The sequence below is a fragment of the Paraburkholderia suaedae genome (assembly GCF_040812055.1).
Classification (GTDB): domain Bacteria; phylum Pseudomonadota; class Gammaproteobacteria; order Burkholderiales; family Burkholderiaceae; genus Paraburkholderia.
In genome coordinates this window covers 62,242-82,285 of record NZ_JBFOAH010000008.1, presented here as the reverse complement: position 1 = coordinate 82,285, position 20,044 = coordinate 62,242, and the positions used below count along the sequence as shown (strand labels likewise).

General features: G+C 63.6%; 15 protein-coding genes. 5 read left to right on the top strand and 10 right to left on the bottom strand.

The window, feature by feature from the left end; genetic code table 11:
* Positions 1 to 2: 2 nt before the first annotated feature.
* The 3 genes from ABQJ48_RS13780 to ABQJ48_RS13770 are packed head-to-tail and all read right to left on the bottom strand — an operon-like array spanning position 3 to position 3,566.
* Positions 3 to 1,070: an ABC transporter permease gene (locus ABQJ48_RS13780; RefSeq protein WP_367838559.1), complete on the bottom strand. Its 1,068-nt coding sequence runs from the start codon at positions 1,068 to 1,070 to the stop codon at positions 3 to 5.
* Positions 1,060 to 2,607, bottom strand: coding sequence for a sugar ABC transporter ATP-binding protein (locus ABQJ48_RS13775; RefSeq protein ID WP_367838558.1), 1,548 nt, complete (start codon positions 2,605 to 2,607; stop codon positions 1,060 to 1,062). The genes ABQJ48_RS13780 and ABQJ48_RS13775 overlap by 11 nt, the downstream gene beginning before the upstream one ends.
* On the bottom strand, positions 2,604 to 3,566 hold the full coding sequence (locus tag ABQJ48_RS13770; RefSeq protein ID WP_367838707.1) for a sugar ABC transporter substrate-binding protein: 963 nt from the start codon (positions 3,564 to 3,566) through the stop codon (positions 2,604 to 2,606). The genes ABQJ48_RS13775 and ABQJ48_RS13770 overlap by 4 nt, the downstream gene beginning before the upstream one ends.
* A gap of 352 nt (positions 3,567 to 3,918) precedes the next feature.
* Here ABQJ48_RS13770 and ABQJ48_RS13765 point away from each other — a divergent pair, with 352 nt between their 5' ends.
* Positions 3,919 to 4,707: an IclR family transcriptional regulator gene (locus ABQJ48_RS13765; RefSeq protein WP_367838706.1), complete on the top strand. Its 789-nt coding sequence runs from the start codon at positions 3,919 to 3,921 to the stop codon at positions 4,705 to 4,707.
* Between the two features lie 129 nt (positions 4,708 to 4,836).
* Positions 4,837 to 5,382 (top strand): hypothetical protein, encoded by a 546-nt coding sequence (locus tag ABQJ48_RS13760; RefSeq protein WP_367838557.1) that lies wholly within the window; start codon positions 4,837 to 4,839, stop codon positions 5,380 to 5,382.
* 199 nt (positions 5,383 to 5,581) lie between these two features.
* Here the strand turns inward: ABQJ48_RS13760 and ABQJ48_RS13755 are convergent, their stop codons facing one another.
* From ABQJ48_RS13755 to ABQJ48_RS13725, 7 genes are all read right to left on the bottom strand, one after another.
* A complete protein-coding gene (locus ABQJ48_RS13755; protein WP_367838556.1) occupies positions 5,582 to 7,978 on the bottom strand; it encodes a bifunctional acetate--CoA ligase family protein/GNAT family N-acetyltransferase in 2,397 nt (798 codons plus the stop codon).
* A 252-nt stretch (positions 7,979 to 8,230) separates the two neighbouring features.
* Positions 8,231 to 9,832, bottom strand: coding sequence for a peptide chain release factor 3 (locus ABQJ48_RS13750; RefSeq protein ID WP_367838555.1), 1,602 nt, complete (start codon positions 9,830 to 9,832; stop codon positions 8,231 to 8,233).
* An 864-nt stretch (positions 9,833 to 10,696) separates the two neighbouring features.
* Positions 10,697 to 10,993, bottom strand: coding sequence for an H-NS histone family protein (locus tag ABQJ48_RS13745; protein WP_367838554.1), 297 nt, complete (start codon positions 10,991 to 10,993; stop codon positions 10,697 to 10,699).
* A gap of 126 nt (positions 10,994 to 11,119) precedes the next feature.
* Entirely contained in the window at positions 11,120 to 12,319 is a 1,200-nt protein-coding gene (locus ABQJ48_RS13740; protein ID WP_367838553.1) for a serine hydrolase domain-containing protein, read from the bottom strand.
* Positions 12,320 to 12,438: 119 nt separating this feature from the next.
* A complete protein-coding gene (locus ABQJ48_RS13735; RefSeq protein ID WP_367838552.1) occupies positions 12,439 to 12,642 on the bottom strand; it encodes a hypothetical protein in 204 nt (67 codons plus the stop codon).
* A 508-nt stretch (positions 12,643 to 13,150) separates the two neighbouring features.
* The gene (locus tag ABQJ48_RS13730) at positions 13,151 to 13,411 is read right to left on the bottom strand and encodes a hypothetical protein (protein WP_367838551.1); all 261 of its coding nucleotides are present in this window, start codon (positions 13,409 to 13,411) and stop codon (positions 13,151 to 13,153) included.
* A gap of 88 nt (positions 13,412 to 13,499) precedes the next feature.
* Complete coding sequence (locus ABQJ48_RS13725; RefSeq protein ID WP_367838550.1) at positions 13,500 to 14,987, bottom strand: sigma-54 interaction domain-containing protein; 1,488 nt, start codon at positions 14,985 to 14,987, stop codon at positions 13,500 to 13,502.
* A gap of 313 nt (positions 14,988 to 15,300) precedes the next feature.
* Between ABQJ48_RS13725 and ABQJ48_RS13720 the strand changes: the two genes are divergently transcribed.
* The 3 genes from ABQJ48_RS13720 to ABQJ48_RS13710 all read left to right on the top strand — a co-directional run bounded on the left by ABQJ48_RS13720 (position 15,301) and on the right by ABQJ48_RS13710 (position 19,678).
* The gene (locus tag ABQJ48_RS13720; protein ID WP_367838549.1) at positions 15,301 to 16,701 is read left to right on the top strand and encodes a GntP family permease; all 1,401 of its coding nucleotides are present in this window, start codon (positions 15,301 to 15,303) and stop codon (positions 16,699 to 16,701) included.
* Between the two features lie 224 nt (positions 16,702 to 16,925).
* Positions 16,926 to 17,399 (top strand): helix-turn-helix domain-containing protein, encoded by a 474-nt coding sequence (locus tag ABQJ48_RS13715; protein ID WP_367838548.1) that lies wholly within the window; start codon positions 16,926 to 16,928, stop codon positions 17,397 to 17,399.
* 1,550 nt (positions 17,400 to 18,949) lie between these two features.
* Positions 18,950 to 19,678: a hypothetical protein gene (locus ABQJ48_RS13710; protein ID WP_367838547.1), complete on the top strand. Its 729-nt coding sequence runs from the start codon at positions 18,950 to 18,952 to the stop codon at positions 19,676 to 19,678.
* The last annotated feature ends 366 nt before the right edge of the window (positions 19,679 to 20,044 follow it).

Here is a 20,044-nt window from a genome sequence, read left to right as displayed (position 1 = left end):
CATTAGTTCTGGCCTTCGCCGCTCGCGAGGCGCGCCACCATCAGCGAGCCGAGAATGATCGCGCCGTAGATCGCCTGAATCCAGAACGACGGCACCTGGGCCAGCGTCAGCAGGTTCTGCACGACGCCGAGCAGCAGCACGCCGGAGAGCGCGCCGAGCATCGTGCCCTTGCCACCGTCGAGCGAAATGCCGCCGATCACCGCGGCGGCGAACACCGTGAAGATCATGCCGTTGCCCTGGTTGGCGTTGATCGCGCCGACATACCCGGTCACGATCAGGCCGCCCAGCGACGCCAGCATGCTGCCGAGCATGAACACGCCCCACGTGATGCGCTCCACGCGAATCCCGGCCGCGCGCGCCGCGTCCGGATTGCCGCCGATCGCATACAGCGCGCGGCCCAGACGATGATAGCGCAGCACGAACGCGGCGATCGCGAACGCCGCTGCCGCGAGCCACACCGACAACGGCAAGCCGAACACGATGGTAGTGGCTAGCGTGAAGAACGACGGCGGCATGTCGAACAACGTGCCGCCCTTGGTCGCGCCGACCAGCATGCCGCGCAGCACGATGAGCATGGCGAGCGTGACGATGAACGCGTTCAGCCGCAAACGCACCACCAGAAAGCCATTGATCAAGCCGATCAGCGCGCCCACCGCCACGATGGCAACCAGCCCGAACGCCGCCGGCCATTGCGTCCCGAAGCCAGCGGACGCAGCCGGCATCACCAGCATGGCGCCGACGGCGGGCGCGATGCCGACCGTCGATTCGAGCGACAAATCGAACTTGCCGGTCAACACGATCAGCGATTCCGCGAGCACGACGAGCGCAAGCGCCGCCGATGCGCCGAGCACGCTGATCAGATTCGCCCGCGTCAGAAAGCTCGGGCTGACGAACGCGCCGATCACGATCAGCAACGCGAGCGCGGGCAGCAAGGCCAGCTCGCGCAGGCGGGCGAGTTCGGAGCGAGCACGCTTGCCGCGCGGCGGCGTGCCGATGTGCGGCTGCGTTGGGTGCGGTTTTGCCTGGCCTTGGGCCGCGCCGAATGCGGGGCTGGGCACACTATTCTTCATGGAGACTGACTCCTTCAACGGATGCGATCAGGTCGTGGTCCTGCCAACCCGCCTGGAATTCGGCCGCGACACGGCCACGAAACATCACCAGCACGCGGTCACAGGTGCGCAGATCGTCGAGTTCGCCCGACACGACCAGCACGGCCTTACCCTCTTCTCGCACGCGATCCACGACGGACAGCAACGCTTCTTTCGATTTCACGTCGACGCCCGCAGTGGGGTCGATCAGCACGAGCACGTTGGGATCGGTGGCGAGCGCGCGCGCCATCACGACCTTCTGCTGATTGCCGCCCGACAGTCCCGAGACGACGTGCTCCGGTCCTTGCGCGACGATTCCCAGCGCGTCGATCATCTTCTGGCCGAACGCGCGCTTTTTCGCGGGCGGTGCCATGCCGCACTTGCCGAGCAGCCGGGCGATCGTCATCGACGCGTTTTCCGCGACCGATTGCGTCAGCACCAGCCCTTCGTGATGCCGGTCCTTCGGCACGCAGCCGATGCCGTGCGCCAGCGCCGCAGGTACGTCACCCGGCGGCAAAGCGACCCCCTCGACGCTGATCGAGCCGCGTTTGGCCGCGCGCAGCCCGGCAATCGCTTCGGCGACGCTGGTGCGCCCGCTGCTCGTCGCGCCCGTCAAGCCGACGACTTCGCCGCGCCTGACGCTGAACGAGACGCCGTCGTAATCCGAGCCGGCGAGGTTATCGACTTGCAGGGCGATCGCGGTATCGCCGGGCAACGCGTCGCGCGCGGCCGCGTCGGCGACGGCCAAGCCCCCGCGTTCGCCGGTCATCGCTTCGATCAGTTGCTCGCGCGGCAGCGCGGACACCGGCGCGCTGACGATATGCCGCGCGTCGCGCAGCACCGTCACCGTCTGGCAAATCTCGTAGACCTCCTGAAGATGGTGCGAGATGAACAGGAAGGTCACGCCTTCGCGCTGCAGTTCGCTGATGCGCCGGAACAGGCGCTTGATCTCGTCGCCGTCGAGTTGCGCGGTCGGCTCGTCGAGAATGATGAAGCGCGCGCCGTACGACAACGCCCGCGCGATCTCCACGAGTTGCCGCGCTTCCACCGTCAGATCGCCGGCGCGCGCGTCTTCGCGCACCGCGATCTTCCAGTGCTCGAGCAACGCGCGCGCGTCGCGGCGCATCGCCTGCCAATCGATCATGCCGCCGCGCATCGGCTGCCGGTTGATGAACAGATTCTCCGCCACGCTCAGGTCGCGGATGATCGTCGAATGCTGATACACGCACGCGACGCGCTCGCGCCACGCGTCGCGCTGCGCGATCGCCGGCGCGGCGAGGCCGCCGAAACGCACTTCGCCGCTATCGGGCTTGCGCAGACCGGTGAGAATCGACACCAGCGTCGACTTGCCCGCGCCGTTGCGCCCGACGAGCGCATGCGACTCGCCGGGCATCACGCGGATGCTCACGTCCTTCAGTGCGGGCGTCGAGCCGAAGCGTTTGGTGACCTCGAGCGCTTCCACGACCGCAGGATGTCCCTCGTCGTCAAGCGGCGGGAGGGATGGCGTCGGCTCGCTCATTTGACCGTGTTGCCCCACAACGCCTTGTCGTCGACGTTCGCCTTCGTCACGAGCGGCGCGGGCAACTGGTCTTCGAGAACGCCGGGCGCGAGCTGGATGATGTTGCTGCCGTGATCGGTCGGGCCCGGCTTGAAGGTTTGCCCGGCCAACGCGGCCTTGATATAGAACAGGCCGTATTTCGCGTATGCATCGGCAGGCTGGGACACGGTTGCGTCGATATCGCCACGGCGGATTGCTTCGAATTCCTGAGGAATGCCGTCGTTACTGACGATCACGACGTGCTTCGCATCGCCGGCGGGAAACAGCATCTGCTTGCGCCGCAAGGTTTGCAGCGTCGGCGACAGATACACGCCGCCCGCCTGCATGTAGATCGCCTTGACGTCGGGATTCGCGGTCAGCAGGCTGTCGAGCGCGGTGGCCGCCACGTCGCCCTTCCAGCTCGCCGGAATTTCCAGCAGCGACAAGGCGGGGTAGCCCTTCAGACAAGCGCGAAACGCTTCGGACCGGTCACGGCCATTCACCGATGCCAGATCGCCCATGATCTGCACGACCTTGCCCGACTTCACATGTTCGCCGATGTACTTGCACGCCTTCTCGCCGTAAGCGCGGTTGTCGGCACGCACGACCATCGCGACCTTGCCCTGCGTCGGCGCGACGTCCACGGCGACGACCGGCACGTTCCTGGCCGCGGCGGTGTCGAGCGCGCGGCTGATCGCCGCCGAATCCAGCGGCCCGACCACGATGCCCTTCGAACCCAGGTTCAGCAGGTTGTTCATGTCGGTGATCTGCTGGGCCGGATCGCCGTTGGAGTTGACCGGCGCGAGGATGTCGAGGCTCATGTCCTTCGCGTACTTCGGCAGGTAGTTGTTGTACGACTGCCAGAACGGCGACGTGAGCAGCGGCAGATCGAGGCCGATCTTGCCGGCCTCGGCGGCTTGCGCGGCGCCGCTGACCGCCATGCCGGCGACGCAGGCAGCGGCCGCGACGGTGAAGAGCGAACGACGGAACAGACCGTGGGCCGGGTGCGGCCGTTTAACGAACGACATGGGGTTGTCTCCTGCTATGCGTTGTTGAACTGCGTGAACCGGTCATGGCCGGCACTTCGTCGTGCGCTGTGTGAGCGAGTCATGATTCGCGTGGATTCATTCACCAATGAACGTATTATTCATATACGAACTTCTCTAAGTCAAGCGATCCGCACTGCAGCAAGAGCCGGTGTTTTCCCTGACGCACCATTGCTTGCCGAAGATTCGCGACGCACTTACATTCACCCGCCACATAATGAAAACACCACACGGAACCTCGCTGACGATGGAAGCCGAAGACAAAGACGACGACGACCGTTACCGCGCTCCCGCGCTCGACAAGGGGCTCGACATCCTCGAACTGCTCGCCGAGCAGAAAGAAGGGCTGACGCGCGCGGAAATCACCAAGCTGCTGGGCCGCAATGCGAGCGAGATGTACCGGATGCTCCAGCGCCTCGTCGCGCGGCAGTACGTGGTGCGTTCGGCAGGGGGCGACCGCTATTCGCTGAGCCTGAAGCTGTATGCGCTCGCGCACCGTCATCCGCCGATGAACCGTCTGATCGCCGAAGCGCTGCCGCTGATGCAACGCTTTGCCGATGCCGCCGAACAGTCGTGTCACCTGGCGGTGTACGACCGGGGCAACCTGCTGGTGATCGCCCAGGTGGACGGGCCCGGCACGTGGGGCATGTCGGTGCGGCTCGGCTCGCGCGTCGGCCTGATCGATACGGGCTCGGGTCGCGTGATGCTGGCGTTTCAAAGCATCGAGCAGCGTCAGCAGATGCTGGCCGAGCATACGAAGGTGAAGGGCGAGGTCACGGTCGACCGTGACGCGCTCGAGCAAGTGTGCGAGCGGATACGCGCGGCGGGTTTTTCCCAGAAGGACAGCCAGCAGATCTTCGGTGTGACCGACCTCACGTTTCCTATCCAGGGCCCGTCCGGGCAGGCGATCGCCGCGCTCACGTGCCCGTACCTGCGGCGGATCGACGAATACCTCGCGCCGACGCTCGAAGCGGCCACCGCGTTGCTGCGCGAGACGGTGCAGGCGCTGTCGATGTTTCGCGAGCAAGCCGCCTGACGTGCGCGGATGGGGCTTGGGTTAGCGGGGCAGCGCGCGGAAAGCCGCGCGCCCGCTCGCCTGGTTTAGAATGGCGGCCCTCTCAAAATTGCGCGCAGGAGTCCGCTCCTGTGCGCCCATCGATAAGCAATGGCGAAACTTCTGACCGATTCCGAATCCCTGCGTTTTTCCGAACTTCAGCAGAAGCAGTCGAGCTTCACGATCACACCGGACGAAGCCGACGAACTGCGCGACATCGTCGCTCATGCGCAAAAGCGCCGTGACGACCGCGCTGCGGCGATGCACAGCATCGAAACCTTCATCCAGCAGTTCGACATCAGCCCGGACGAGCTGTTTTCGCCGGCGCAGATCGGCGACGCCGCGCGCACTTACGGCCTGATTCCGGCCGCGAAGAAAGAGCGCGTGCTGCCGCCGTCGTTCACGTTCAATGGCAAGCCGTACCAGTGGACGGCACGTGCGCTGCCGGACGATATTCGCGTGCCTTTGTTCGATGCGTTCAAGGCGGGCGAGTCGGTGAAGTCATTCATCGCGACGCTCAAGGATGCGACCCGTTGCGCGATGACGATCGCGCGTCTGGAGCGAGAGACCGGCGCGGTGTATGCGCAAGCTTGGCTGGAAGAGTTGGCGGTGACGCGTACGCAGGTGGACGAGGCTGCGGCCAAGCTGGCTGCTTGAGGTTGCGGTTTGTTTGTTTGACGTGAGGCCGCGGGGCTTCTCGCGCGATGAGAAGCCATGCGGAGCTGTTGCGGCGTGGGAACTGGCTCCCGCCTCGCAGCCGTTCAGGCCCACGCGTCCGTCTTTGCAAACCGTGGCTGTTCTGGGCCGTTAGTTGCGCCGTCGACAGTGCGGCAATGATGCGTCTGTAACGGCGCTGTCACGCGCGCGGAGCCTCGGCGTCGCGCTCGCCGGCTTCATCCAGCGCCATACGAAATCCCACTACGCCGGGATCTTCGGTTCGCGTGATCGTAAAACCGCAGTTTTTCGCCAACGAGATCATCGCGACGTTTTCGCGCAACGCCTCGCCGACCAGCCAATGCGTGCCGCGCGCCCGCGCATAGCGGATGATCCGGTCCATCAGCAACCGACCCAGTCGCCGCCCCTTCTGGTCCGAGCGCACCGCGACCGCGAATTCGGCCGTCTCGTTGTCGGGGTCGGCCACGGCGCGCACCACGCCCAAGGTCCGCGAGAGGCCCTCTTCGCTCGTCACCGTGGCGATTAGCGCCATTTCGCGGTCGTAGTCGATCTGCGTCATGCGCGCGAGCTGCGAATGGTCGAAACTCCCCACCGCGCCGAAAAAGCGCAGACGCAAATCCTCGGGCGTCATCGCTTCGACCAGGTCGTGATGCGCGGCCTCGTCCTCCGGACGGATCGGCCGTACCGTCACGCGTACGCCGTGCCAGTCGAGCGTTTCTTCGAAGCGGCGCGGATACGGCATGATCGCGAGCCGGCTGCGCTGTGCGGTGAGCTTCAGGACGGGGTCGACCACCGTCACGCGATCGCCGTATACCCTCAACGACAACGACAGGCCTCCGATCTGGCTGACCTCGCAAACCGTTTGGGACAGCGCGGTCAGCGCGGCGAGGGCCGGCTCCGGCGCAATCAGCCGCGCGTACGGCGAGCGCATCACCATGTCGCGCGCGAGTACTGGATTCAGCGGCGGCAGCCCGTAGATGCGCTGCGCCGCGGACATGCCGTCGGCGGACGGCATGGTGAAGTGGAAAACGGGCCCGAAGTTGTCGTCGTCGAAAAGCTCGATGGCGATCTCGACTATGGGTTTTTCCGACGATTCGCCATTGTCTACTCGCCTTTCGACCTGCAGCCCAAAGCTCGCCAGAAAACGCGCCGCCGCTTCGCCAGTCAGCTCCCGCTCGCCGCCAGCGAGCGCGGCGCAAACCTGCGCCTGAGCGACGTCGATCGCTTCGGGAATCTGCGCAGGCAATCCTTCGGGCGTTTGCATCAGCAGTTCGCGGCCCGTCCGGTAATCGACCAGACGCGCGAATGCGCGCGCAAGCCGCCGCGGCGTCGTATGAACCGGAATGCCTTGCGCGTGCAGCGCATCGCGCGTCGCCGCATCGAGGCCGCCGAAGAAACACGCGAGCAGGCCACGATACGCGAAACGCTGATTCGCAATGAGAGCCTGAGCGACTTCGCCGACCGGCGCGCCGTGCGTCGACGCATGAACCACGAAGGCGGTGCCCGTGCTGCGATGCTCGGCCAGCAGTTTCAGCGCGGTGCCGAAATGCTCGGGACGTGCGTCGTCGCCCAGTTGCAGCGGATTGCCGCCGACCGCGTGCGGCAGCACCTGCCGCAACGCGTCCGACACGTCGGCGGGCCACGGCGCGAGCGTGTCGCCGGCGGCGGCGAATGCGTCGCAGGCGAGCGTGGCGAGGCCGCGGTCACTCGTAATCAACGTCGCCGACGCGCCCGCCGCCACGCGGCCGACGCCGAGCGTTTCCACTTCGTCGAGCAGGTCGTCGAGCGCGTCGACGCGCACCATGCCCGCGCGCCGGAACGCGGCGGAGTAGAGCCCATCGACGGGGTCCGCGCGCCCGCTGCGCAGCGCCAACACCGGCTTGTTGCGCGCCGCCGCCCGCGCCGCCGACATGAACTTGCGCGCCGAGCGCACCGTATCGAGTTCCAGCAGAATGGCCCGGGTGCCGGGATCGCTGGCCAGGTAATCCAGCACGTCGCCGGCGTCCACGTCGGCTTCGTCGCCGAGTGCCACGGCATGCGAGAAACCGAGCCCACGCGCTTGCGCCCAGCCGAGCACCGCATTGGTCAGCGCATTCGACTGCGAGACCCACGCGACGCCGCCGGCGCTGACCGTGCACGACGGCGCGCCCAGATGCGCGCGCAGCGCGGGCGAGACCACGCCGAGGCTGCCCGGCCCCACAATGCGCAGCAGATGCGGCCGCGCCGCCGACAGCGCGTGCCGCACCGCGAGACGGTCATCATCGCTGCGCGCCTGGCCGACGATGATCGCCGCCCGCGTGCCCAGGCCGCCGAGCTTATGCACGATGCGCGGCCATGTGGCAGGCGGCGTGCAGATCAGCGCGACGCTGGGCGCTTGCGGCAGATCGCCGGCGTCGCGGATCACGGCGCGCGCGCCAAGCTGCTCGTAGTTCGGATTGACCGGCCACAGCGGCCCGTCGAAGCCGCCTTCCAGCACCCGAGCCCAGACCATGGCGCCGGTGCTGCCCGGCCGTTCGGACGCGCCGATCACGGCGACGGAGCGGGGTCGAAACAACGCGTCGAGATTGCGTACGGTCACGGGGCGCTCCGCGGGACGAGAAAGGCGCGACGTACAGGTGGGTCGCGTCTCAGTCAGCATAGGCGAAGTCGGGCGTTCGTGCGGCGCGTGCGAGGCGCGACCAGGGTATGCGTCAGCAGATCGCGGCTCGATGCATGCGTGAACGGTCGCGGGATCGCGGGCGAAAAAAAAGCCGCGTCATCAACGCGGCTCTGTCTTTTCTACTTCATTCGCTAAAACTGGGTCTGCAATTGCACCCTTAACCGCAGCAAATCACATCGCCCTCTTGAACGGAGCGCCCGAATGCTCGCGCAATTCGTTGAACACGATCTTCGGCCACGCCTTCTGCGCGACTTCGATCTCGGACACGTGCGACGCCAGATAAGTCGGCGCATCGGATGCGTCGAGCGCGATGCGCGCCGCGTACGAATCGGTGAAGCGGCGCAATTCGGCCGCGTCGTCGCAAGTGACCCAGCGCGACATCCGGTAACGCGCCGGCGCCATCCGCACGTCCACCTTGTACTCGGTCGATAAACGGTGCGACACCACTTCGAACTGCAGTTGGCCGACCGCGCCGAGAATCGTCAGACCGCCGCCTTCCGGACGGAACACCTGAATCGCGCCCTCTTCGCCGAGTTGCTTCAGCGCTTCGCCGAGCTGCTTCGCGCGCATGGGATCGACCACTTCGACGGTCTGGAAAATTTCCGGCGCGAAGAACGGCAGGCCGACGAATTGCAGCGGCTCGCCTTCGGTCAGCGTATCGCCGAGACTCAGCGTGCCGTGATTCGGAATACCGATGATGTCGCCCGGATACGCCTCACTCACGGTCTCACGACGCTGCGACAGGAACGTCACCACATTGTTGGCGCGGAAGGTCTTGCTCGAGCGCGTGACCTTCACGGCCATGCCGCGCTCGAAACGCCCCGAGCACACGCGGATGAACGCCACGCGGTCGCGGTGCGCGAGATCCATGTTTGCCTGCACCTTGAACACGACGCCGGTGAACTTCGGCTCGTCGGGCATGACAGGACGCTGCACCGTCATGCGCATGGACGGCGGCGGCGCCAGGTCGACCAGCGCGTCGAGAATTTCCTTCACGCCGAAGTTGTTGATCGCCGAGCCGAACAGCACCGGCGACTGCTGGCCGGCAAGAAACTGCTCGCGGTCGAAGTCGGGCGTCGCGCCGGTGATCAGGTCGATCTCGTCTTTCGCACGCACCCAGCTATGGCCGAAACGGCGCTCGCCTTCCTCGTTGCCCAACGCCTGCAGCGTTTCCACCGCGCCGCCCGCCGTATCCTGGCCGGCGCGAAACACGCGCACCTGATCGCGCTGGATGTCGTAGACGCCCTGGAATTCCTTGCCCATGCCGATCGGCCAGGTGAACGGCACGGCGGCGACGCCCAGATGCTGCTCGATTTCGTCGAGCAGTTCGAGCGGCTCGCGAACTTCGCGGTCGAGCTTGTTGATGAAGGTGACGATCGGCGTCTTGCGACTGCGGCACACCTCGAGCAGCTTCAGCGTTTGCGCTTCGACGCCGTTCGCGCCGTCGATTACCATCACGGCGGCGTCGACCGCGGTCAGCACGCGATAGGTGTCTTCGGAGAAGTCTTCGTGACCCGGCGTGTCGAGCAGGTTGATGACGGCGTCGCCGTACTCGAACTGCATCACCGAGCTGGCCACGGAAATGCCGCGCTGCTTTTCGATCTCCATCCAGTCGGACGTCGCATAGCGATTGCTCTTGCGGCCCTTCACGGTGCCCGCGATCTGAATCGCGCCCGAGAACAGCAGCAGCTTTTCGGTGAGCGTGGTCTTACCCGCGTCCGGGTGGGAAATGACCGCGAACGTGCGGCGGCGTTTGAGTTCAGAGACTGACATCGGGTCTGGCGGTCACAGATAGGGGTTCGGGCGGTTCCCGGCGGCCGGTGGCGGCCGGTGTGCCGCGCCTTGCGCGGCGGCGTGAGCTGCTGGAGTCGGGCCGGAACCCAGCGCGACTGGCCATTTCGCCGCGTCGGAAACAGGTCGGGAACAAACGTTCGACAAGGCGGGAATCGCCAGCGCAGAACAGCGCAGGGAACGAATGATACACGCCCGGGGCGGCGTCGGGGGAAAGGGCCGGTCGCGGAGCGCCGCGCCCAGTGGGCGGCTTCGAACGACTTACGCCTCGCTGGCCCGATTCGGTGTGGGCGGTCGGGCGCCGGTGCTGCCGTGTATCCACGCAAACCCGGCTCCGCTGTCTGCGCGAGCAAAGACCGGCGCGCGTCGGAAAAACGCAAAGGTGAGGGTTTTCGGGACGCTACGCGGATGACGCCGCGCCGAACCCGGAAGGTGAAAGCTTCGAAGGCCGCTCACGCACCTGTGGCGCGAGTTGCGGCTGTACTTTGAACGCTGGCAGGAGCGCAAACGGGATTCGGATGCTGTTGCGGCGACTTTGCTTAGTCCCTGAAACGCCTGCTAGTCAAGCTTGACGGGACTAGCTCTGGATCTTTCGTGTGCCGCCCGATGCAGCGCACCGATCGCATGAGAAGGTGCGTCGGTCGGCAAGACCGCGCTCACCGAGAATGGGTGGAGCGTGCGCGCGTCGACAGAAAAAGTCCCGCTCCGACCTGCCGGTTCTGCGAAAGGTGAGCGTTTTCGGGACTCGCGCAGCGGTGCGGTAGGAATCGCGCGCGACATCACTTTGGCAGTTCTGCCGCGGACCCACAGCGCACGCGGTGCGAAAGCGTCCGCCGCCAATGCTCGTCACACTTCGATCAGAAAGCGCTCGCGATTCTTGCCCGCGATCCAGCCGGGCGAGCGTCCGCGACCGCTCCAGGTTTCGCCGGTTTTAGGGTTTCGATATCGAGGGACCGACGTCGAGGCCGACTTGCGCGCCGGCTTGCGTACGCTCGTGAAACCGAGCTCCTCGGCTGTCACGTCGTATTCGGCGATCTTCTGCTTGATGTCGGCAATGGCTTGCGCCATTTCTTTCTCCCGGGCCGCTGCGACTTCCTGGTGCAATTTTTTCAGCTGCGCGGTCAACTGTTTGTACGAGGCCATGGCGGTGCTCCCATCGATTGACATTGCAGAGCGGACACTATCAGATGAATAAAGTGCCGGATAGCGAGACCCGCGATCGCATCACGCCAGGCGCGCGCGGCTCCGGCCGCGGCGATCAGGACACTCTCAATCGTCAATGGAATCGTACACGCGGCGCTCAAAGTCGATCGACATCGGGAAAGGTTCGATGCTGCGCCGCTGGATCATCATGAGACCGATCATGTCTTCGACCGGATCGGCAAACCAGCTGGTGCCATATGCGCCCGGCCAGCCGAATGAGCCCAGCGAGCGGTAGCCGAGCGCGAGTTGCTGCGCGGGATCGTCGACCACGGATAAGCCCAGTCCGAAGCCCTGACCCAACCACAACACGTGCCCGAAGGCCGGCACGCGCCGCTGGTCGCGCGTCAGAAAATTAGAGCGCATCAGGTCGACCGAGCGATGCGACAGCAAACGCGTCTGGCCGACGCGCCCGCGTCCGAGCAGCAGTTGCGCGAACTGCAGATAGTCCCACGCGGTGGAAACGAGCCCGCCGCCGCCGCTCTGAAAACGCGTCGGGTTGGCCCAGCGGCTCGCCGACGGATGATCCTCGACCACGCGCCGTTGCGTACCGGGCTCGACGCCATATGCGGTCGCCAGGCGCTGAAGTTGCGCGTCGGGCACCCAGAAGGCGGTATCGCGCATGCCGAGCGGCTCGAATAGACGCCTGCGGAAAAAATCGCCCAGCGGCATGCCGCTCACGCGTTCTATCAGCACGCCGAGTACATCCGTCGCGATGCCGTAGTGCCAGCGGGAGCCGGGCTGAAACATCAGCGGCAAGCCCGCAATGCGCGCGAGCCACACGCCGCTATCGCCGTGCGCTTCGAAGCCGTTGAAAGCGGCCGCGTAGGCTTCGGCCAGCGGCCCGGTTGCGGTGAAGTGATAAGCGAAACCGGCGCGATGCGTGAGCAGATCGAGCACGGTGGGCGATGATTTGGCCGGCTCGGTGTCGTCGAGCGGACCGGTGGGGTCGCGCAGCACGCGCAGTGCGGCAAGTTCGGGCAGCCAGACGGAGATCGGCGTGTCGAACGCGAGCCGGTCCTCTTCGATTAGCATCAGGATCGCGGCGCTCGTCACCGGCTTGGTCATCGACGCGATGCGAAACAGCGTGTCACGCTCCATCGGCGTTTGCGCGGCTTCGTCGCGCGAACCGAGCGCCTCGAAATAGCCGATTTCGCCGCGCCGCCACACCATCGACACGACGCCCGCGACTTCGCCGCGTTCCACATAGCCCTGCATGGCGCGGCTTAGCGCCGCCAACCGCGGCGCGGAAAGTCCTGCTGGGTGCATGAGTGTCCTGGTCAATGCAAGTTCGGCCGATGGAAACCGTCCGGGCGCGGTGGCAAACCGACGCAGCGAGCCGTCAGGCGCTACGCGGTTGCGATGCGCGACTGGCCGGCGGGCGGCGTTCAGGCTTTCTGCCGCATTTCCAGCGCGGACAACGCGGCATTGAGCCGCTTGATGCGGCTGGCTTGCGCCGGTACCCGGACAGCGTCGGAAACGACGTCGATACGGCTGCGCCAATATGACAGCGGAATGCCGTCTTCGAGGGAAAGATGGGAAAAAACACGTTCCAGATGTTCAATGTCTTTTTCGAGTTGCTGATGATTCATTGCTATCCCCGGAATCTTGGAATTAGTTTGGACCGTAAATCGCAAGCGTTGAACGTGCCGCGATGGGCGCGGCACCGCAAATCACAACCGGAAAAAATTTCTTGAGTCTTTTCCCCGTCAAGTAAATCAGGAAAATATGCATTATTCGTGAAACTGGCGCGCGAGAACGACAATACTGCCTGCGAACTCAACGTTCCGTTGGCTTCCGCACCGACTCGTGCGGACGAGCAGAAGCGGAGGATCGTTAAGCCGCGGCTTGGTGCTGCTGTCGCGAAAATATATTACCAGCCTGCCGCTGAAAGATTGAATTTAAAAACTCAATACGCATAGTAACGGCTGGCGCAGTGTGCGCGATGAATACGGACTATTTCGGAGCCGTAACTTGTCGGCGTGGCAATTGATGCGCCAAGGCGCGCGTACCACCGTCTTTCCACCACTTAGCGAGGCGAACTGAAATGTGCCGCGGACCATGGCGCCCGCATTGCGCCGGCGCTCTATCCGCTTTGTCTTATTTCGCGCGGCACGCGTATATCAGGCTGAGCGTGCCGCTCTCGCTCGACTGTCGCACGACGTCGAATGCGCCGCCGCAACTTGCACTGGCCTGCTGCGAGCAGGAGTCGGAGCCGGCCGGGCATTGAACCAGTGTGGTTGCGCGGCCATCGGGCAGGAATAGCGGCGCGCTGCTGCTGCAAGCGCCGAGTACGGAAACCGCGCCGAGCGCAAGCGAAGCGCTGGCCCGGCGAGCCGATGACGAAAGACTGTGTTTCATTGCAAAGCCCCGATCACATCTTCTTGTTCGATCCAGAGATTGTGCCATGGGGACATCGCACTGCGTCACTCCAGCTCGCCGGAGCACCTCATACCTCAATGCCGTACGCCGCGATCTTCTTGTAGAGCGTCGCGCGGCTCATGCCGATCTGGCGGGCGGTGTCGATCACGCGGCCGCCGTTGGCGCGCAGCGCGTCGCTCAGGAAGCGCTTTTCGAACGCGGCCATTGCTTCTGTCCATGACGCCGGTTCGGGCGTTGCCGCGCTCGCGCGTGATCCTGGCGACAGCGTTGGCGTGAGCGCGGCCACCTTCGTCGCGTGAAGACGACTCTGCCCGCCCGGCTGGGCTGAGCCGATAAACGGCGCCAGCGTCCGCGCGTCGATCCGTTCGCGGTCGGAGAGCAGCACGGCCCGCTCCAGCGTATTGCGCAATTCGCGCACGTTGCCTGGCCACGCATACGCGCAGAGCAGCCGCAGTGCGTCGTCCGCCAACTCGAAATGGCTGCCCGCGCGCGCGTGCGTCGACAGATCCTCGAGGATCGCGTAGGCCAGTGCTTCGATGTCCGACGGCCGCTCGCGCAACGGCGGCGCGTGGATCGTCAGCACGTTCAGCCGGTAGAACAGGTCGGCGCGAAAGCGTCCCGCGGACACGAGCGCGGGCAGATCGGCAGAAGTCGCGGCAATGATCCGCACGTCGGCGCGCACGATCCGGTTCGAGCCGAGCGGTTCAAACTCCTTCTCCTGCAACACGCGCAGCAGCTTGCCTTGCAAGGCCAGCGGCATATCGCCGATTTCATCGAGAAAGAGAGTACCGCCGTTCGCCAGTTCGAATTTGCCGACGCGGCCTTTGCGGTCCGCGCCGGTATAGGCGCCGGGCGCGGCCCCGAAGAATTCCACTTCGAGCAAGGTATCGGGGATCGCCGCGACGTTGACGGTGACGAGCGGCTGATTCGCGCGGGCCGAGCCGCCGTGAATCGCATGCGCGAGCAGCTCTTTGCCAGTGCCGGTTTCGCCGAGCAGCAACACCGGCGATTCGAGCTGCGCCGCACGGCGCGCGTGCCGCTTCACTTCGAGACAGGCCGCGCTGGTGCCGACAAAGCTGCCGAACGTATAGCGCGCGCGGCGCGCCTGCGCGAGCGACTTGCGCGTCGCGATCAGTTCTTCCTGCACGCGCGAATAGTGAGAAAAGAGCGGAGTGAGCGCCTTCAGTTCGTCGAACAGCGCGAAGCCAACCGCGCCGAGCGTCACGCCCGCATCGTCCTTGAGTGGCAAACGGGTGACCACGAGCGGTTCGCGGTCCGTTTCCATGATGTCGAGCAGGATAGGCTTACCGCTGGTGACAACCTCGCGCATCAGGCTATTTGGAATCACCGCTTCGCAGTCACGGCCAATCGCCTGCTGTGGATCGGCAAAGCCGAAGCGCGCCGCGTAACGCTTGTTGATCCAGACGACGCGCGCATCGGCGTCGACGATGAACGTGCCTTCGCTGAAATTTTCAAAGGTGCGAAAAAGCGAGTCCCTCGCCCGGCGCAGTACGTCGCCGTAAGTGGCAGGCAGGCCCGCGCAATCGTTCATCATGTCGTCACTGTCTCCGGCTATCGTTCTTGCGGGCGTGTCTCTTCTGCGAGACAAGCTTATCTCATTTCTGAGAACGCCGGAAATCCCCTGCTCGCAACATTTACCACGTGGTAGAACCCGTCGTGCGCGCGTTTGTGTCCGAACTTTGAGACGTTTGGGTACAATCCGCCGGTTCGCGCTTCCCGCCTCGGTCATCCGCTCGCTGTATCAACCGTGGCGGCGGGCATGGCACGGAACCTGCTTTCTCGCGGCGCCATGCCGTCGCACGAGTAGCACGGCGTCACATGTAGAACAACCAAGCTTTGGAGACTTAATGTCCTTTGTCATCGTCCTCGCCGCCCTGGCGTTCCTGATGTTTGTCGCCTACCGCGGCTACAGCGTCATTCTGCTGGCGCCAATCGCTGCGCTCGCGGCCGTCCTGCTCACCGAACCGGCCGCCGTCGCCCCCGTCTTTACGGGCATCTTCATGGATAAGATGGTCGGCTTCGTGAAGCTGTACTTCCCGGTGTTCCTGCTGGGCGCCGTGTTCGGCAAAGTGATCGAACTATCCGGTTTCTCCGAGTCGATCGTCGCGGCGGCAATACGCTATATCGGCCGCTCGCGCGCGAATGCGGTGATCGTCGCCGTGTGCGCACTGCTCACCTACGGTGGCGTGTCGCTCTTCGTGGTGGTGTTTGCGGTCTATCCGTTCGCCGCCGAACTGTACCGCCAGAGCAATATTCCGAAGCGCCTGATGCCCGGCGCCCTCGCGCTGGGCGCGTTCTCGTTCACGATGGATTCGCTGCCCGGCACGCCGCAGATCCAGAACATCATTCCGACCACGTTCTTCAAGACCACCTCCTGGGCCGCGCCGACGCTCGGCGTGATCGGCTCGCTGTTCATCATCGTGGTGGGTCTGTCGTACCTGGAATGGCGCCGCCGCGCCGCGATGGCGACCGGCGAAGGCTACGGCACGGACCTCGTCAATGAACCGGAACGCGTGGAATCGACGCAACTGCCGCATCCGTTGCTGGCCGTCGCGCCGCTGGTCGTGGTGGGGGTCGCCAACTTCCTGCTGACGCGCTGGATTCCGGTTTGGTACGGCCCGACCTTCACGATCACGCCGGACATCCTGCCGGGCCTGCACGCGCCGGTCGAAACCACCGTCAAGAGCGTGGTCGCGATCTGGGCCGTGCAAGGGGCGCTGCTGCTAGGCATCGTGATGGTGATGCTGACCGCGTTCAGCCGCGTCAGCGCGCGCTTCGCGGTCGGCACGAAGGCCGCAGTGGCGGGCGCGCTGCTGGCTTCGTTGAACACCGCGTCGGAATACGGCTTTGGCGGCGTGATCGCGGCGTTGCCCGGCTTCCTGGTGGTGAGCGACGCGTTGAAGAGCATTCCCAATCCGCTCGTCAATGCAGCGGTTTCGGTCAGCACGCTGGCGGGTATCACGGGCTCGGCGTCGGGCGGCATGAGCATTGCGCTCGCCGCTATGTCCGACCTGTTCATCAAGGGTGCGGACGCGGCGCACATTCCGCTGGAAGTGCTGCATCGGGTGGTGGCGATGGCAAGCGGCGGCATGGACACGCTTCCGCACAACGGTGCGGTGATCACCTTGCTGGCGGTCACCGGCTTGACGCACCGCCAATCGTATCGCGACATCTTCGCGGTGACGGTGATCAAGACGTTGGCGGTGTTCTTCGTGATCGCCGTGTACTACGCGACCGGGCTGGTTTGATCGAGCGAGGCGAGCCGCATCGTGCTGACGTCGGTGAAGTTTGAGTTTGATGTCAAACTTCACTGGTCTAAAATTCACCCTTGTACGGTAAATGTGACCTCGTCAGAGTAAGTTCTCGCTCTGAGAAACCTTGCGCGCAAAATTTCTCTCCGGGCAGTTGGCCCTGCCCGTTGCCTTAAAAAGCTGCCGCCCTACACTGCGCTTACCTAAAAAACGAAGAGAAAATGACGAGGCGAAGCCCGGCGCTGGTTCGGCTGTCCCATGCGGTTAGCTACTTACGGACGCAGGGGAACATCTCTGCCCAAGAGCTAGCCGACGCTGCGGGCATCAGCAGGAATACCCTCTTCCTTATGGAGCGGAAGCAAGGGAACGCTAAGTTGAGCACAGTCGACAGACTCGCGACGAGCCTGGACGTGGCACCAAGACAACTGTTTGAGGTGCGACCTTCCCTAGACGACAAGTACACCCCCGGGCCTCCCCTGCAGGCAACCGTCGCACGCAACATCGCGTGTGCCCGCTCGCAGCGCGCGATGAATATGCGGCAACTGGAACAAGCCGCTGAGCTTCCAGTTGGATACGCCTCACTAATTGAGCGCACCAGTCCGGACCTCAAAATCGAGATGGTCGAACGAGTCGCAAACGCATTAGATGAAAAAGTCTCTGCCCTGCTCGACGTAAACTTTATCGAAGAGACTTGAGCGCAATCAACGGCGCACTGACGAAGCTTTCTTGCGGGTGCGGACATCGCGCGCATGTTATAGGTCGATGTCGCTACGCTCCTGGAAACCGGCGCAAGGGCTTGCGCCGAGTTCGAGCTCAAACGGAGCTTCCTTGTCTCCCTCCCGCCACTCTCTAGGCTCCCCAGCAGCATTCATTTGTAGACAGCAGCACTTGACTCGACAGACAGTGTCAGTTTGCTTCTTCATTCCCGACTTGCTAGCTACCTTTTCAGTGCGAGGAAAAGGTCAAGCCCGAAGCCGCGAAGCGGTGCGCCGGAGGCGCAGGCTTGAGGTTCGACTCGCACAGGAAAATCATTTCCATAGTTGGGAGTGGACGGCATCTCCGATGACATTGTCTGACTGGTCGAGTACCGGCTAATACAATTCATTCAACCGCATGAGCCGAATAGTCGTCCGGCCGTTCTCTTGCGAGTGATTCCGTCGCCTCGCGCACACCCGCCACTGCCCTTCCCTGCTGGCCACCATCGTCCGCCCCAACCGTTCGCACAATTTGCTGCGCGGCTCGCAGCCGGTCCAACGCCCGCATGCAGCGCCCGACCATAGCTGGCGCAAGGTTGGGTTCACGTGCGACGACCTCAACGTCCCTCTCGACGTCTGAAATCAGAATGCGGAGCAATTGGTCGGCAGCGGCTAGAAGAGATGACTTTGTTTTCATCAAACGTCTAGCGCGCGAGACTCATACTCCGCGCTACCGTCGCGTTTAGATTTGAGAGAGACACATGTCCCTCATTGCGGTTAACGCCTCCCCCTGGCCCCCTTAAGACCTTCGAGAGCATCGCCGCTGTACTTCGTATCGACGTCACCGCGTTGCCAGCAGACCACGTGAGGACATTGCGTAGCAGTGAACGCGAACGCTGCATCACCCTCGTCTACCCGTTTGCCGGTCGACATCTCTGGCGCCACGTCAGCGTTCATCCCGAGCCATTTTCTGTAAGCGACGCAGCTGTCTCTTCAGCCATCCCTTGCAGGTGAGTCGAATATGTCCGCGACACCTCGCCTTCTCCAATCCCGAAAAACCTCACCGTCCTGAGCGAGCAGCATCGTGGAGAAGCAACCCTAATATCAAAGCCGGCGCACCTGTGGTGTGCGAGAAACGCCCGTCCAAGCCCCGAACAGAAATACCTACAATCTGACCGCAATTCGTGAAGACCTTCATTTGGGGTCACCATGCGCTTAAAATGCGCCTGAACAATCGATAACGAGAGCTTTGGGACAACTGCGGGTCCGGAACATCAATTTGTTCTCAGGAGGCCCCCGGGACGAAAGCGAGCGCTGCCTCCAATCACCGCTTGGAAGCCATTTGGGGGCATCAGTTGATTCAGACAGATTTTGGTACGTTCAACGGCACAAGCTGTGAACACTTATGCCAGATGGCGTTCAAGTTGAAGTTCGGTGCGCTTTACCAGCGGATGCCCGCTTCCCCTGGTGACTACGGCATTGAAGGCTGGACCACTGACGGATTGGCCTTTCAGTGCTATTGCCCGGAAAAGAGCTAGACGCAGGAGGAGTTGCGTGAGGCAATTCGCGACAAAATCACACAGGATGTGCCCAAGCTACGAACTTATAAGGAAGAGATTGCTGGGCGGATTGGGTCCACGAGGATTCAGAAATGGCTGCTCGTCACCCCTGTTTTCGACCACAACCAGCTTCACGCGCACGCCAGAAAGAAGGAGAACGAGGCGCGAAAATGGGGACTCTCCATTCTGCACGAGGACTTCACGGTCTTAATCCAGGACGGCGGCTACTATGCCACGGAATTCGAACAATGCCGTCGCTCCGAAGGGCACCCGTTGCAACTGGGCCCAGCCATTACCGCGGAGGATGTGCTTCCACATGCTCCCGAAGAATTCGAAAAGCTCATTGATCGAAAGAACAGAGCAAGACTCCGAGATAAGTCCGGTTCGCCCTCGTTTGAGTCCGAGTTGCTCAGATTCAATGCGCTTACCGAATCAAAGTTTCTGAAATGCGACGCACATCTCGCGACCATCGAGCGCAACTCGCCCGAAGCGTTCCCGCAAATCATCAGAGTGGTTGGACACTATGCCGAGGAAATGCAGGAGGTTCAGTTCGCATGGACCGGGGAACGGAACGGATTGGTCGACGAGATAAAAGCAGAACCGGGGCGACGTCTCGAAGCGGATTTGAAGGGGACAGTGGGTTTCAGTGATGCCCGACGGCTGGCAGATTTGATGGTGTCACGCTGGCTGGCAGTCTGCCAACTCGATTTTTCCGATTGACATGCTGAAGAGCGATCCGAGACGGCCAAAGGGCGGCAGTGCCTTGTGAATACGCCAGTATCCCCGCAACACCGCAACGTACTCGGCATCTCGATTTCGTCGGGGCATAGAGATATCGGCAGTGTCTGTGAACAGAGGGGAAGTGTCTTGTATAGGCAAATTGTATAGTAAAGGGCAGCCTGCAGACGGATGGCCGTCGTCCGCGAGTGCACTGCCCATGCGAACCGGCATGGCCCCGGTATTGCCGTGTCGGGAGCCGCCTGCGCACCGATCCCCTCACGCCAGTAGCACCGTTTTCCACGGCTTTGTTTATGCCTCGCGACATCTTGACAAACACAACAATCTACAGCGGCGGCGATACTTGCC